Source organism: Hoeflea ulvae (assembly GCF_026619435.1).
Lineage (GTDB): Bacteria > Pseudomonadota > Alphaproteobacteria > Rhizobiales > Rhizobiaceae > Hoeflea > Hoeflea ulvae.
This window is the reverse complement of the sequence record NZ_JAOVZQ010000001.1, coordinates 864,679-879,513: the sequence shown is the minus strand read 5'-3', so window position 1 is coordinate 879,513 and position 14,835 is coordinate 864,679. Positions and strand designations below refer to the sequence as shown.

At 57.2% G+C, this 14,835-nt stretch carries 9 protein-coding genes and 1 tRNA gene; 7 read left to right on the top strand and 3 right to left on the bottom strand.

Annotated elements, in window-relative coordinates:
• Window positions 1-127: 127 nt before the first annotated feature.
• The 3 genes from OEG82_RS04275 to OEG82_RS04265 are packed head-to-tail and all read left to right on the top strand — an operon-like array spanning window position 128 to window position 2,935.
• A complete protein-coding gene (locus OEG82_RS04275) occupies window positions 128-886 on the top strand; it encodes a hypothetical protein (RefSeq protein ID WP_267611220.1) in 759 nt (252 codons plus the stop codon).
• Window positions 867-1,880: a hypothetical protein gene (locus OEG82_RS04270; RefSeq protein ID WP_267611219.1), complete on the top strand. Its 1,014-nt coding sequence runs from the start codon at window positions 867-869 to the stop codon at window positions 1,878-1,880. The genes OEG82_RS04275 and OEG82_RS04270 overlap by 20 nt, the downstream gene beginning before the upstream one ends.
• A complete protein-coding gene (locus tag OEG82_RS04265) occupies window positions 1,877-2,935 on the top strand; it encodes a hypothetical protein (RefSeq protein WP_267611218.1) in 1,059 nt (352 codons plus the stop codon). Before OEG82_RS04270 ends, OEG82_RS04265 begins: the two co-directional genes overlap by 4 nt.
• A gap of 45 nt (window positions 2,936-2,980) precedes the next feature.
• Here the strand turns inward: OEG82_RS04265 and OEG82_RS04260 are convergent, their stop codons facing one another.
• Window positions 2,981-3,676, bottom strand: coding sequence for a hypothetical protein (locus tag OEG82_RS04260; RefSeq protein ID WP_267611217.1), 696 nt, complete (start codon window positions 3,674-3,676; stop codon window positions 2,981-2,983).
• Window positions 3,677-4,729: 1,053 nt separating this feature from the next.
• On the opposite strand from OEG82_RS04260, the gene OEG82_RS04255 reads away from it, so the two are divergent.
• The 4 genes from OEG82_RS04255 to OEG82_RS04240 are packed head-to-tail and all read left to right on the top strand — an operon-like array spanning window position 4,730 to window position 12,659.
• A complete protein-coding gene (locus tag OEG82_RS04255; RefSeq protein ID WP_267611216.1) occupies window positions 4,730-7,465 on the top strand; it encodes a type I restriction-modification system subunit M in 2,736 nt (911 codons plus the stop codon).
• Window positions 7,458-8,693: a restriction endonuclease subunit S gene (locus OEG82_RS04250; RefSeq protein WP_267611215.1), complete on the top strand. Its 1,236-nt coding sequence runs from the start codon at window positions 7,458-7,460 to the stop codon at window positions 8,691-8,693. Before OEG82_RS04255 ends, OEG82_RS04250 begins: the two co-directional genes overlap by 8 nt.
• Window positions 8,686-11,955, top strand: a complete 3,270-nt coding sequence (locus OEG82_RS04245) for a type I restriction endonuclease subunit R (protein WP_267611214.1) — start codon at window positions 8,686-8,688, stop codon at window positions 11,953-11,955. Before OEG82_RS04250 ends, OEG82_RS04245 begins: the two co-directional genes overlap by 8 nt.
• Window positions 11,952-12,659, top strand: coding sequence for a M48 family metallopeptidase (locus tag OEG82_RS04240; protein ID WP_267611213.1), 708 nt, complete (start codon window positions 11,952-11,954; stop codon window positions 12,657-12,659). The genes OEG82_RS04245 and OEG82_RS04240 overlap by 4 nt, the downstream gene beginning before the upstream one ends.
• Before the next feature lie 242 nt (window positions 12,660-12,901).
• On the opposite strand, the gene OEG82_RS04235 is transcribed toward OEG82_RS04240, so the two are convergent.
• Window positions 12,902-12,978, bottom strand: a tRNA-Arg gene (locus OEG82_RS04235).
• A 296-nt stretch (window positions 12,979-13,274) separates the two neighbouring features.
• Window positions 13,275-14,828, bottom strand: coding sequence for a HAMP domain-containing sensor histidine kinase (locus OEG82_RS04230; protein ID WP_324288929.1), 1,554 nt, complete (start codon window positions 14,826-14,828; stop codon window positions 13,275-13,277).
• Window positions 14,829-14,835: the final 7 nt, after the last annotated feature.

Here is a 14,835-nt window from a genome sequence, read left to right as displayed (position 1 = left end):
AACTGGACAGTTCACATCGTTACGCCGTTGCCTGCGGTTGTGAATTGCCCAGTAACTTGCGAGTGGGGTTTCCAATTAAGCGAATCTTAGCACCTAAAGCCCCAACCTCCGGTCGAACTATGGGGGCATGACGGTGATAAAATTGCTTTTTACACATTCCGCGCTGATACGGCTTTTTCCGCTCATCGCCGCGCTTTTCTTGATCCCGGTGACGGCTTTTGCTCAGACGGATAGCCCGGTGCTGGAGCTCGCCAATGTTCCGGATTTCAACGAACGCTACGCAGGCAACACCCAGGTCAACGGCCAGTTTCTCTCCGGGCTTGCCTATTCGGGCCCCATCACTCAGGGCGCGCTTGACGATCTGAGACTGGGACTTTTGCGGCAGAGCGAGGCCGCTCCGGCAACGATCTGTGTGCGTGTGATGACAGATGACGGACGCTACTGGGCCGCCAACATGTACCGTGCTGCCGGCGGATTCTCAGCCCCGCCAAAGGTACCCGTGCACACCCGTTACGCCGAGCAGCTCAGCATGTATGGCTCTGACAGCCTTCTTCTTCTTGCTACGCTTTCAGAAAATTGCAACGATTTTGCCGGAAAAACCTATGTGCCGGCCATCATCGGCGCCAAGCGTGACGCGGCCGGCTTGCTCGCCTATGTCAATGTCAGCCAAAGCCGAGTGGAGGCCCGTCTGCAGATCGACGACCAGGAGGCTATGGAAAAGGTGAAGTGTAAAAAGCCGATTGGCGGCGCGCGCGTGACCTATTCCCATATATGCGACATTCCTGTCACCGAGACCATGAGGGGCAAGGCGCTGCACCTTGTGATCAGCGTCAGAGGTCTGACAGGCACGACCACTGAACAGCGTTATGCTGTCCATGTGGAGTAAGCTTGAACACATTGCTTGGCGGCGTATTGGCGTTTCGATCGGCCTGGCGGTCGGTCTGGCGCTCCTGGCCAGCTACGCGTTGCATCGCATTTCCGACACGCCGAAAACACTAACCTCGATCAAGGCCGAGAGCGAGATTGTCTCCTTTGCCGTCTCCAATCCGGAACTGGCAATCCTGTACGGCCAAGGCTTTCGAATTGCCATCTGGCCCGATGGCAGCTTCGACGGTGCGTGTGCAGAAGGCGCCTTTCTGCCCGGCGTTGGTTCCATGGTGACCTATCAGCGCATTGACAAGAACCCTCTGCGAGTGACTGTCGAAGGGACAGGTGACTTTCGCAGGGAAACCGGCGAAACCGTATCGTTTGCGGGCGAGCTTATCCTGCTTGCCGATGTTACTTGTGCCCCTGACTTGCTCTCCCGACGCCTGCCGATATGGGGACCAGGCAGCATCGGCGCCCGTTTCGCCATGCGCAGTGATGGACCAGCGCCGGTCTTTCTGAGCGGCGACCTCGACGTCTTCGGTCGGACCATAGATGTACCGATTCTGGATGGGGGTGGTTCAATCTACGTCGCCATTGAGGAAATGGAGATTCCACCTGGCAGCCTCATAGAAACCGATGCCGCGCCGATCGAGGGTGATAAGGATCTTGCGCTCAATCCTGAAGCAGCGATGTTCGGTTTTATCAAGGTTCCCGAGGATAAACCCGGCCTTGCCGTCTCCGTTTCGACGGAATCCCTTACACTGACCATCACGCCGCCAGGCGGGCGTGCCAACAGCAGCCGTGTTGATCTCAGTCTCCTCGTGCAACTCATCAACGATCCGGTGTTCCTGAAACTCCAGCTTTTCTTTGTGCTCCCGTTCCTTCTTTGGCCGATGTTCATGGATGCGATCAACCTGGCCTATTCACGTCAGGAAAAAATGGATCCTGATGAGCCGCCAAGTGAGCCGGATATCCAAGCCGCGCCTCCGGAAAACAAAGAAGCCACAGCATGAGACCGATTTGCCGCCTGATGGTCCTCTCCGTTCTGCTTGCCGTGTGCGGATCTGGCTCCCTGTCCGCCCGGGCGGAAACAGTCTTGCTGGCTAGGGGTGACGATACGTTTGGACAGGGCTGGCTTTTCCTGGATGCTTCGGGCGCGTGCCGCATTGCCACGCCGCGCCATGTCGTGGAGCGGATGGATGGAACTCTGTCGTCACCCGACCTTCTCGACAGTTTTGGCCGGCTGCACCCAACGGGATCGCCTGTTGCGGCAATCGACGAGGACCTCGATCTTGCATTCCTGACCGTTGGCGGCGCCATTGCAAAGGAAGGGTGCAGCAGAGATCGCGTCAGGTCAGTACCGCTTCAACCAATCATCGACAGCATCAAGCAGGCTACGCTTGAGATCACCACACCGACTGAGCGCCAGTCTCTGTCGGTTACGTTTCGTGCCCTGTCACGAGACGCCGACGGTGGAAGAATCATCGTGTTGTCGTCGCTGGATCCCTCCGCCTCGTTCCAAAAGGGTATGAGCGGCGGCACTGTAATGTCAAAAGGCCGCCCCATCGCCATGCTGTACGAAGTCGAGCCGGACGAGGGCCTGGGCATTGCCCTTCGCTACGATATCATTGCCGCTGAACTTCAGAAGATTGGAGCTCCAACCCCGGAAACCCGAAGCCTGGCTGAAGCGACGCGACCTTATGACAGCCTGGTTCTGGTAAAGGGACGGATCTCGCAGAAGGATACAAGTATCGGCAGTTTTCTCTCTGGTGACTCTGCCCTGCATCTGGCGCCTGTGGACGGTCGCGTCTCCCTCATTCTGGATCTTGACCGTGTGTCAGCGATCCAGGGTGTGCGGATCAACATCAAGGGCTTGTCAGGCCAGGGTGCAATGATCATCGAGGCAGACAATGACGGTCAGGGCTTTGTTCCCGGCGCACGTTGCGAGCTTGCCGCCGAAACGGTGTGCATGATGGCCACCCGGCGCGCATCCAGGCTGAGGCTGAGCTTCACGGGCTCCGGAGACGCAGGCTACATTGTTGAGACCCTGCACCTTGTGAAAGGCTGAGGCGGGTAAGGTTGCGCGCCCCTATTTGAGCGGCAACGGTCGCACTCACTCCTTAAGCGGGGCCTTTTCATCGTCGAACAGGTGAAAGGCTACCGGGAACAGGAAGCCGCCCTTCAGGTTGCAACTGCCAAGCCCTTTCAGCGTGAAGCCCTCATATTCGGTAAATTCGAAGCTACAGGCATGATTGTTGTTGTTGAAGAAGATCGGCGTCGTGATTGTCAGCATTCCGCCACGAATGTTGCCGGACCCGGTAAACTCGTTTTGTGTACGGTAATTATTCAAGAGCATAGTCTTGAATTCCAGCTCGGCATTCGATGGATATTCTGCCTGAAAGCTGAATTGATACCCGACGTTTTCAAAAAATTCGAACAAGTATCCATTCAGAATCTTTTTCGCCGCATCCTTGTCACTTCCGTCCAGGACCTCCTTCACACTCTCGGGCAGTTCAGCCGTGACGACAAATGTGCGAAAACCAGCAAAATGCGCGCGCAGAGCGAGGGAGCGAACGTTGGGGTCATCGACAGAAAAGGCGGTGCGTATAGCCAGCTGGATGTCGGTCGCATTGCCGTTTTCCAGGATTTCCTCGAGCTGCGCCAAGCGCATCAGCGGGTCCGGATCATTGATGGCATCAATGACTGACTGCAGTTCCCCATAGCGCTCAGTTACATCCGCGACTGCCGGCGGGCACAGTGTGAGGGTCAGAAGTGACCCGGCGAGCCAGAGCTTTGTGTTCCTCTTCAAGATGGGACCTCCACAGTTATGGCAAAACGTGCAGTAGACCTATCGTGCACAATCATAATCTTCGGTTAAGCCGCTTCGGTGATTTCGCTTGGTCGATCATGCGAAGTACACGCTATCTGGAAGGATCAGGAACGACGTCTGCATCTCTGGCCTATATGTGTCCCCGCCCAATGGTTAGAATTGTCACACATCTATCGACTTATGAGCGGCTCCGTGGCGGCAGGTTCTCCCGCGATCTTAACAGCCGCTCTATTTGGCTGGGCGGCATCCCAATGGTGGTGAGGTCGTCAACAATTTTCACATCGTCGGCAGCGGCATCATACCAGAGATAGCCAGCGCTCGTATCGCGGCCAATAGAATATGACGGGCGGGGCGGCTCTTCGCGTTCCGAAGCCGTGGCGTGTTCATCGCACCGACACCGGTACCAGCCTGCAGCCTTGCGCATGTGGCCAGGCTCTCCGCACACCTCGCACGTCGTCCGGCTGCGGAACTCGGCAAGCAGGCGCGCCCTCACAAAAACGGTCGCATATGGTTGTGGGTAATTGTCCAGAATCCGTAAGGCACCCATGTCCTGTCGCACCACCGTCACGGTCGACCCGGTAGCCTGCATCAACGGTGCTACGGTCGCCAAAAAACGATCCACTACAGCGGCCCACCCCTCCCCACATTCAATAGCACTGGTCGGGGGGAAAATGACCGCGTGCCGGGCTCTCAGGTCATCAAACTTCATGGCTTGCAACTCCAATTGGAATTCAAAACGGCGCCGCGGTTCGCGCGATCCGGTGTCCATCTGTTCTGGGGCAAATGCTTCCTCAATTGCCACCCCACAACACTCGGGAAAATCACCAGCAAGCCCAATGCAGGCGAATTCGCCAATGTTAAACGCACTTTTATCACCTAACCGCTAAGCCCACGCTTCGAGCTGTCACTCGCGCTCGGCACATAATGCACCCCTTGACGTAAACCTCATCCGCAGGCCAACACTGCCCGCAACCAGTCTCGGTTGTTCGACAGCATACTAAGGTATTTTGACAAATGAAATTGAAGCTCACTTTGGCCCGGCTCGAAAGCCTTCTGCTAACCGCGTGTGACGATCTGCGTGGCAGCATGGATGCCAGCGAGTACAAGGAATACATTTTCGGCATGCTGTTCCTCAAGCGCGCCAGCGATCTGTTCGACCAGCGCCGCGCCGAATTGAAGACTGAACTCAAAGCCAAAGGCATGGCCGACGAAGATATTGCGATCGAACTGGAAGACCCAGACAACTTCTCGGGCAAATATTTTTACGTGCCGGAACGCGCCCGGTGGAATCAGGGCTGGGTCGAGGACGTCATCAACGATGACGGAGAAATCGAACGCGTTCAGCGGCCCGCTCTCAAACACACAAAGGAAAACGTCGGCACCACGCTGAACAAGGCGCTCGAGGCAATCGAAGATGCCAACCCCGACGCCCTGGAGGATGTTCTCAAGGGAATCAATTTCAACCGCAAGATCGGCCAGCGCACGCTGGATGACGATACGCTCGCGGACTTCGTCCAGAACTTTGAGAAGATTCCGCTCCGGGACGAGGACTTCGAATTCCCCGACCTGCTCGGGGCGGCCTATGAATGGCTGATCAAGTTCTTTGCAGATTCTGCGGGCAAGAAGGCTGGAGAATTCTACACCCCAGCCGAAGTGGTGCGGATCTGCGTTGAGGTCTGCGACCCCAAGGAGGGCATGAGTGTCTATGACCCAACAGTCGGTTCTGGCGGCATGCTGATTCAAACGCGGGATTATCTGCGCGAGAACAATGGCGACGCCAACGAGGTGTCCCTGAACGGCCAGGAAAAGATCGGCACCACCTGGTCAATCTGCAAGATGAACATGCTGCTGCACGGCATCTCGCACGCAGACATCCGGCAGGAAGACACGATCAAGGAGCCGCAGCACCTTGACGAGAACAATGAGCTAAGGCGCTTCGACCGGGTGCTCGCCAATCCGCCGTTCAGCCAGAATTACAGCAAGACCAATTTGAAGTTCCCCGGACGTTTCCCGGTGATGATGCCGGAGGGCGGCAAGAAGGCGGACTTGATGTTCGTGCAGCACATGCTTTCGGTGCTCAAGCACGACGGCCGGTTGGCCACCGTGATGCCGCACGGGGTGCTGTTCCGTGGCGGCGAAGAGCAGGCAGCGCGGAAGCACTTCATTGAACAGGGTTATCTCGAAGCGATCATCGGCCTGCCGAGCAATCTGTTTTATGGCACCGGCATCCCCGCCTGCATCCTGGTGATGAACAAGGCAGGCGCAAAATATCCTGATGGAAAGACCAAACGGGAACACGTCCTGTTCATCAATGCGGATCGCGAATATCGCGAGGGCAAGGCACAGAACCATCTGCGGGCTGAGGACATCGACAAGATCATCGAAGCCTACCGGTCGGACAAAGACATTCCCGCCTATGCGCGGCGTGTGCCAAAGGCGGAGATCGAGGCGGAGGACTACAACTGCAACATTCGCCGCTATGTCGACAACGCACCGCCGCCTGAACCGCAGGACGTCAGGGCGCATCTGCATGGTGGGGTGCCACTTGTTGAGGTGGATAGTCTCGGACATTTTTGGGTGAACTATCCGCAACTGCGCGAGGACTGCTTCGTGCCTCGCGACGAAACCTATTGTGACCTTGCGCCGGTTATTGGCGAAAAGCGTGATATCGCCGGTCTTGTGGCGGAACACCAAAGCGTGTTGGCTAGCCATGCGGCGTTCATGCAGCAGCTGGAAGACTGGTGGCAGGCCAATTTTCCGATTGTCGAAGCGCTTGCGCCGGATCCCGACAACCAGCACGAGCATGCGGGCAATGTCTATGTCATGCGCAGCACGCTGCTGACCAGCATCAATCAGGAACTAGCTGAGCAGACGCTGCTTACACCGTCCCAGGTGCGCGGCGCCTTTGCCAAATATGTTGACGGGCTCAAGGCTGACTTCAAGTCCATCGCCGCCAGCGGTTGGGGGGCGGAGCTGATCCCGGACGAGGATATTCTGCAAAGCCAGTTCCCCGAGGTGCTGGAGGAACTGGAGAAGGCGCAGGCACGGCTGGGCGAGTTGCAGGCACTGTTTGCGGCTGCCAGTGAGGAAGATTTTGAAGACAGTGACGACAGCGGTGTTCTGCCCGCAGATGAGGTCAAAAGCAAAAAGGCGGAATTGAAAACGGCCACTGCCGACTGGAAGGCGCAGTTGAAAGAGATGAAAGCGCTGGCCACCAATATCTTCATCGAACTGCAGGCCGCAGGATTGCTGCCGCATGGGGCCAAGAAGGCTTTCTATTGCAGCGAAGGCTTCGCTCCCGGCAATCCGGTCTTTGACAATGGCAAGCGCATTCTCGATCTGGCGGCACAGGTGAAACACCAGTCGGAGTATTCGGCGCCTCTGTCGGACGCCATCGGGCAAGGCAAGCTTGCTTACCAACTGGCTCAATCCATCACCACAGCGCTTGAGCAGCACAAGGTGCTCGAGGACGAGGTGAAGGACCTCAAGGCGACCATCAAAGCAATCGAGGGCAAGCGGGACGAACTGGTCGCCAGTGCGCGGGCAAAAATTTCAGATGACGAGGCACGCACTGTCATTGTCGAACGGCTGCGCAAGATCCTGATGCAGACCTATGCCGCCTATCTGCGGGCCGACCAGCGCGATTGCGTCAAGGCGATCGAGAACCTCTGGTCAAAATACGCGGTGACAGCAAAGTCGATTGAACAGGCTCGCGATGAGGCCGCGGAAAAGTTGCAGGGTTTTCTGGCGGAGCTGGGATATGTGTAACGAGCTGGAAATTTTGGAGGGTTGGGATGAAAGAATCCTGTATGATCTAGCCGAGTATCACAATGGCGCAGCTTTCAAGCCCAAGGATTGGGTTGAAGATGGATTGCCTATTGTTCGGATCGAACAAATCAATAAACCAAACTCCGAAACTGACAAATTCAACGGATTCGTACTTCCAAGAAATCTTATCGATACCGGCGATCTAATATTCTCATGGAGCGCTACGCTCAAAGTCATAATTTGGTCTGGCGGGCCTGCCGTTCTCAATCAACACCTCTATAAGGTTGTGCCGAATAGCGGAGTAAACAAGCAACTTCTCCTTCAGATTCTTGATTTCAATATGGAGAAGTTGGCAGGTCAGTCACAAGGCTCGACTATGAAGCATGTCACTCGCAAAGAACTGACAAAATTCAGAGTCAAGTTTCCCTTGAATGAGAACGAACAGGAAAAGATCGCCATCATCCTTCGAACTGTCGACGAAGCCATCGAAAAAACCGAGGCGTTGATTGATAAGTACGGCTTGGTCAAAGCAGGGATGATGCATGACCTGCTTACCCGAGGCCTCACCCCCGGCGGTAAACTCCGCCCCCCGCGTGAAGAGGCACCGGACCTCTACAAAGAAACCCCGATTGGCTGGATTCCGAAGGAGTGGGAATTCAAAACCATTGATGAGTGCGCGAATATCCACAACAATCTTCGGCTTCCACTTTCGTCTGAAGTCAGAGAAGGAATGAGAGGTGACTATCCATACTATGGGCCAACTGGAATCGTGGGTTTCATCAACGAATTTAGGGCTGATGGCACCTACGTCTTAATCGGCGAAGACGGAGATCATTTCTTGAAATACTCCTACAAAAAAATGACCCAGAAAGTAGTAGGAAAATTCAATGTAAACAATCACGCACATGTATTAAGCGGCAAAGACGGATGTTCCACTGATTGGTTGCTCTACTATTTCCTGCACAGAGACATAACCTTTTGGCTGACTCGCCAAGGTGCTGGTAGATACAAGTTGAATAAGGCAGCCCTTCAAAAACTGCCTCTCGCACTTCCCAAACCCGAAGAACAGGATGAAATTGCGAAACACATCTTTTTTTATCGAAATATGCTGGATACGAACGGTGCAGTTCTTGCGAAACTTCGGAAACAGAAAAAGGGCCTTATGCACGATCTCCTTACCGGTGAGGTGCAAGTTAAAGTAAACGACCCCGAGGCCGCCCATGTCTGAATATACCGAGGTCGAGCAACCGTTTTTAAAGCTGCTGTCGGACCTAGACTGGATCAGCATCGACCAAGGCGCGGACATTCCGCAGGATCCGCTCAGAAGCCTGCGGCAGAATTTCCGGCAATGGATCCTGCCCGAGGTCTTTGCCAGGGCGGTCGCACGGATCAACAGGACGGCCACGGGCGCCGAATGGCTGACCAAAAAGCAGCTGCAGGACCTGCACGACCAGATCGGCCGCCAGCCCAACCGTACCCTGCTGGAGGCCAATGAGGCGATCCAGAAGCTGCTGTTCAAGGCGCAGGTCGATGTCAACGAAGCGACCGGCGAGCCCGACCCGGTCGTCAAGCTGATCGACTTTGCCAATCCGGAAAACAACAGCTTCCACGCCATCAACCAGTTCCGCATCGACACACCCGGCTGCGTGAAGGCGTTCATGGTCCCCGACCTGGTGCTGTTCGTGAATGGCATTCCGCTGATTGTCGTTGAATGCAAGAAGGGTGGCCCGACCTGCGCCAACCCGATGCCCGAAGCTTTCGAGCAATTACAGCGCTATATGAACGCCCGCAACGCCACCAAGCAGCAGGGCCTTAAAGAGGGCGAGCCGCGCCTGTATCACACCGCGATGATGCTGATCCGCAGCTGCGGGCTGGAAGCGGACTACGGCACCATCACCTCAGGCGAAGAACACTTCTTTCCCTGGAAGACCCAATGGCCGCAGGACGATGTAACCGCCAAGGGCATGACCCAGCAAGAGCAGCTGATCAATGGCATGCTCACCAAGGCCAACCTGCTGAGCATGCTGCGCACTTGCTCGGTGTTCATGGACACCGATGGCGGACCGCGCATCAAGGTGATTTGCCGCTATCAGCAGTTCCGTGCCGCCAACAAGATCGTTGAACGCCTGCGCAATGGCCACAGCGTCGCCGAGAAGAGCGGCGTGGTCTGGCACACCCAAGGATCGGGCAAGAGCCTGACAATGGTGTTCGTGGCGCGGATGCTGCGCACCTCCGAGGATCTGAATGACTACAAGATCCTCTTGATAAACGACCGGGTTGATCTGGAAGACCAGCTGACCGCGACCGCCACGCTGATCGGCGGGCGCGTCAACACCATCGAAAGCGCCCAGGCACTGCGCACCGATCTGGCCACCGACAGCTCGGACGTCAACATGGTGATGGTGCACAAGTTCCTGCTGCGCGATCAGAGCCTGCCGCTGACAGTGGCTGCAGCGCTGGGCACCTATCAGGCCATGCCGGCCGCCCAGACATTCGGGGTGGTGAATGCCTCGCCGCGCATCGTGCTGATGATCGATGAAGCGCACCGGACCCAGGGCTCGGATCTGGGCGACAATATTTTTGAGGCATTCCCCAACGCTGCCCGCATCGCCTTCACCGGTACGCCGTTGATCACAGAGCGGCATGGCGAGAAGAAGACCCACAAGCGCTTCGGCGAGTATATCGACACCTATCGCCTGATGGACGCGGTGAACGACGGCGCCACGCTGCAGATCCTCTATGAAGGCAGGACGGCGGACTCCGCGCTCAATGACAAGCACGGCTTTGAGACGCAATTTGAAAACCTGTTCAAAGATCGCAGCGACGAAGAGCTGCTGGCGATCAAGAAGAAATACGGCGCAACCGGTGACATTCTTGAAGCCGAGGCGCGCATCAAGGCAATCGCCAAGGACATGGTCAGCCACTATCTCGAGCACATCTTCCCCAACGGCTTCAAGGCGCAGGTGGTTTGCCATTCCAAACTGGCGGCCGTTCGGTACCAGGCCGCGATCACCAATGAGCTGAACGATCGTGTGCAGGCGCTGAAGGCTGCCCCCGTTCCCGACCATGAGCTGATCAGGAAAGTGGAATTCCTGAAGGCAGCCGTGGTGATCTCGAGCGACGGGACCAACGAAGCTGCCTATGTCACCGAGGCACGCAAGCAGGCCAAAGCCTGGAACGCGGTGGACAATTTCTGCCGGTCATTCGACATGGATGATCCAGACCGGTCTCTCACAGGGATCGCCTTCCTGATCGTCTGCGACATGCTGATGACCGGCTTCGACGCGCCTATCGAGCAGGTCATGTACATCGACAAGCGCATCCGCGAGCATACTCTGCTGCAGGCCATCGCCCGCACCAACCGGGTCAAGAAGGGCAAGACGCGGGGATATGTCGTCGACTACATCGGGCTGACGGAAAACCTTACCGACGCACTGACCCTTTACGCGGCCGCTGACGAGCAGCAGGAGCTTGCGCAGGGACTGAAGAGCATCACCTCCGAAATGCCTGTACTCGAGGAGCGCTATCAGCGCCTGCTGCAACTGTTCTCGGCAAACGAGGTGGCCAAGGTCGAGGCGTTCGTTCAAGGCAAGCTGCCAAGCCTTGAGGCCGACACCGCTGTGGTGCATGAGGCGGTGAAGCTGCTCAAGGACGAGAAACTGCGGGCGGATTTCGACGTCTATCTGAAGAAATTCCTGGCAAGCATGGATATCATTCTGCCGCATCAGGCGGCGAACCCGTTCAAGGTGCCCGCCAAGCGCTTTGGTTACATCCTTCGGGTGACCAAGGAGCGGTACAAGGACACGAGCTTGAACCTTGGAGATGCGGGCGAGAAGGTGAAAGACCTGATCAACGAGCATCTGATCAGCCTGGGCATAAATCCGAAGGTTCCCCCGGTTGAGTTATTGTCCGATGACTTCATCGAAAGCCTCAATCTGCACGCGGCAGGAAACGCGGAAGCCAAGGCCAGCGAGATGGAACACGCCATTCGCAAGCATTGCACGGTGCACCACGACGAGGACCCCGCGTTCTACAAGAGCCTGTCCGAGAAGGTCGAAAACCTGCTCAACCAGCATCAGAGCGACTGGATCCGATTGGCCGAAGAACTGGACAAACTGCGCACCGAAGCCGCTGCCGGTAGGCAATCCGGCGAGGCTGGCATGAGCAAGGAAGCCACCACATTTTACGACCACGTTGCCAATGAAGCTTTTGAGAACGGCAAGGTGCCATTTAGTGCCAAGGCAAAAATGAAGGTGGTAATGGAGGCCATCGTCGAGACGATGCAGGACAGCATTGGCAGCATTGATTTCTGGAACAATGCCGACAAGCAGAAGAAGACCCGTAGCGACATCAAGATTGCCCTGACGATGACGGGCATCGAGGAACTGAAAACCAAGCGGGAACGCATTGCGGTCGAGATCATGAAGCTGGCAAAAAATCGACATACCGAACTGCTCAAAGGCACATCGAATGAGGGCCAATCGTCATGAATTCGCGCCGTGTTCTGGATATCGAGTATCAACTACTGCCTGGCACAGAGCGCAGCACGACCGACATCGTCATCGAGCGTAACGGCGCGGTGGTGGTCCGCCCGCCCAAAAGCCTCAGCCCGGAAAACGTCGACGCCGTGGTCGAAAGCAAACGCCTTTGGATTTACCGGAACCTTGCTGAGTGGCGCGACCTGAATGCGACCGCTGTCATCCGGGAATGGGTGAATGGTGAGACGTTCCTCTATCTGGGGCGGGCATATCGATTATCGTTGGTTGAGGGCCAAGAGGTGGACCTCAAACTGAAGGAAGGCCGCTTTTGCCTTAGCCGCGATCTGATCGACAAGTCCGGTGTGAGCGCTGCCAAGCGGGCCTTTGAAACCTATTACTCGGAAAACGGCCTGCGTCGCATCAAAGCCCGCGTCGCCTATTTCGCGCCCAAGGTGGGTGTCGATCCGACCGGCATACAGATAAGGGACCTAGGCTATCGCTGGGCGACTTGCAGTTCTGAGGGGGCACTGGCGTTCCACTGGAAGTGCATGATGGCCACGCCCAGTGTCATCGACTACCTGGTGGTTCACGAGCTTTGCCACATGCACCACCACAATCACTCCGATGCGTTTTGGAATGAAGTCGACAAGATCCTCCCGGACTACCAGAGCCGCAAATCATGGCTCAGAAAGCACGGCGCGGCGCTGGATTTATAGACGAGCGGAAAATGGATCGCCAACCACACGCTTGCGCTGATCAAATAGCCCCGAGTTTGGGGACACCAAAGCTGGAATTTTCTGGAGTTCGCTCTGAGCCCGTACTTTGAACTGCCGAATGATAAATTTTTTCGCTCTGTTCACATTTACCGGACGGTGGCGACTCGGTGGCGACTCGCCACAACGAACGCGCTTGGCGCCAAGCACCCCCACAACCAACTCGTTGATTTATTGAAGATAAATGGCGCGCCCGAAAGGATTCGAACCTCTGACCCCCAGATTCGTAGTCTGGTGCTCTATCCAGCTGAGCTACGGGCGCGCGTTGCAGGCGTCGTTTGCCTGCGAGGCGTTCTCCTAAAACGGACTGCGGGGGATTGCAAGCGGATTTGGAGAAAAAAGCGATTGTCGCATCAATGTCGCAGGACAGATCGATCAGGGCTGGCAGAAAGCCATGATTTTTGCCGCCGCCACGGGCGGTCCGCCAGCTCCGGCCTGGAGCCGTTCATCTTGAAATGGAATGGTTTGAGCGCCGGAATTTCGTGATCTGGCAAGGTCCGTGCGGTGGCGCGGTGCGCACCGTTAGCGGTCGTGACCACGCCCGGAGTACGAATGAGCTCACAAGTTTGCCTGCCGGCCCGGCGCTGTAAGCGCGGGAGTATCGCGACTGCCTTGCCTGGATGCCCCCCACTTTGCGCTCAGGCGCGGGCCCGGAATGTGTTGAGCGGCACCGGCTGATCGGGCAGCTCGATGCGGAAGGCGGTGCCACTGGGCCACCGTCTCGTCCAGCGTGATCGAGCCGCCATGGGCGATGACCAGTTCCCGGGCAATGGCAAGGCCAAGGCCGGTGCCGCCGGAGCGCGCCGAGCCGCGGAAGGGCTGGAACAGGTTCTCGCGCGCCTTGGCGGGCAATCCCGGCCCGGTGTCGGCGACCTTGATCTCCACCACCGTGCCCTGCCGCCGCGCCGACAGAGTGATGCGCCGCACCAGCGCCTGGTCGTCAATGGGATCGACGTCGAAGGCCTGCACGGCGTTGCGCACCAGATTGTAGATCACCCGGAACATCTGTTCGCTGTCGGCCTCGGCCTCGAGCGCATCGTCGATGTCGAGCACGAAATCGATGTCGGATCCGGTTTCCTCGATGATGATGTCGCGAACCTCGCGGGCCAGCATCGCCACATTGATGAAGCGGCGGCGCGGCTGCGCCTCGCGCGCCTTGCCATAGGCCAGCACTTCACTGGAATAGCCGACCGCCCGGTCTATGGTGCGCAGCAGCTTGGGCGCAAAGCGCTTGACCATGGGATCGTCGATCATCGCCAGCCGGTCGGACATCAGTTGCGCCGAGGTGAGGATGTTGCGCATGTCATGATTGATCTTGGAGACAGCCAGGCCGAGATCGGCCAGATGGCGCTGCTCCTTCAGCGTCTGCTGCAACCGCGTCTGCATGGCCGCGAGGTGGCCCTCGGCCGCGGTCAGCTCGTCAACTGCAGGTGTGGGCACGATGATATTGCCGGGATTTTCAGGATCCTCCGAAAAGGCCTGCATGTTGGCGGTCACCCTTTGCACCGGACGCAGCAGCAGGCGGTTGATGGAGAAGAACATCAGCCCCGCAGTGATCATCGAGATCAGCACCGAGAGAAAGAAGACGTTGCGGCCGTAAATCAGCATGGCGTGGCGGAGCTGCTTGTCCTCCAGCACCAGATCTATCACGATGTCGGGGTCGCCATTGACCGGTCCATAGACGCGGATCACCCTGTCGCCGCCAAACAGGATCGTGTCGAAGGCATCGATGATGGCGCCCAGCGGCGTGACTTCGGCCAGATTGTATTGATGGGTGACAACAGGCGGCATGTCGGCAACGGCAATCATGCGCGACGTGCCGTCCTTGCGCAGCACGATGGCCTTGGTTCCTGTGGCCATGATCGCATCATTCTGGATCACCCGGGGCAGAGCCAGCTCGGTGACGCCCTCAAGCACCACGGCGGCCCCGGCGGCGATGTTGAGCCGGCTGTCGAGCCAGCGCAGCCTCGTATTGGCCACGGACGGCACAAAGATCAGCACTTCGGCGATCATCACGAAAAGCACCGTCAGCCAGAACAGCTTTGCGGTCAGGCTTCGCGGCCTGGGTTTCCACCACGGGATCCGTGTCGCGTCAGCATGTGCATCCGTCATTGTCCAC

Coding starts and splice junctions, on each gene's coding strand:
- OEG82_RS04275 (WP_267611220.1), top strand. CDS start 128: ATGACGGTGATAAAATTGCTTTTTACACATTCCGCGCTGATACGGCTT.
- OEG82_RS04270 (WP_267611219.1), top strand. CDS start 867: ATGCTGTCCATGTGGAGTAAGCTTGAACACATTGCTTGGCGGCGTATT.
- OEG82_RS04265 (WP_267611218.1), top strand. CDS start 1,877: ATGAGACCGATTTGCCGCCTGATGGTCCTCTCCGTTCTGCTTGCCGTG.
- OEG82_RS04250 (WP_267611215.1), top strand. CDS start 7,458: ATGTGTAACGAGCTGGAAATTTTGGAGGGTTGGGATGAAAGAATCCTG.
- OEG82_RS04245 (WP_267611214.1), top strand. CDS start 8,686: ATGTCTGAATATACCGAGGTCGAGCAACCGTTTTTAAAGCTGCTGTCG.
- OEG82_RS04240 (WP_267611213.1), top strand. CDS start 11,952: ATGAATTCGCGCCGTGTTCTGGATATCGAGTATCAACTACTGCCTGGC.
- OEG82_RS04230 (WP_324288929.1), bottom strand. CDS start 14,828: ATGACGGATGCACATGCTGACGCGACACGGATCCCGTGGTGGAAACCC.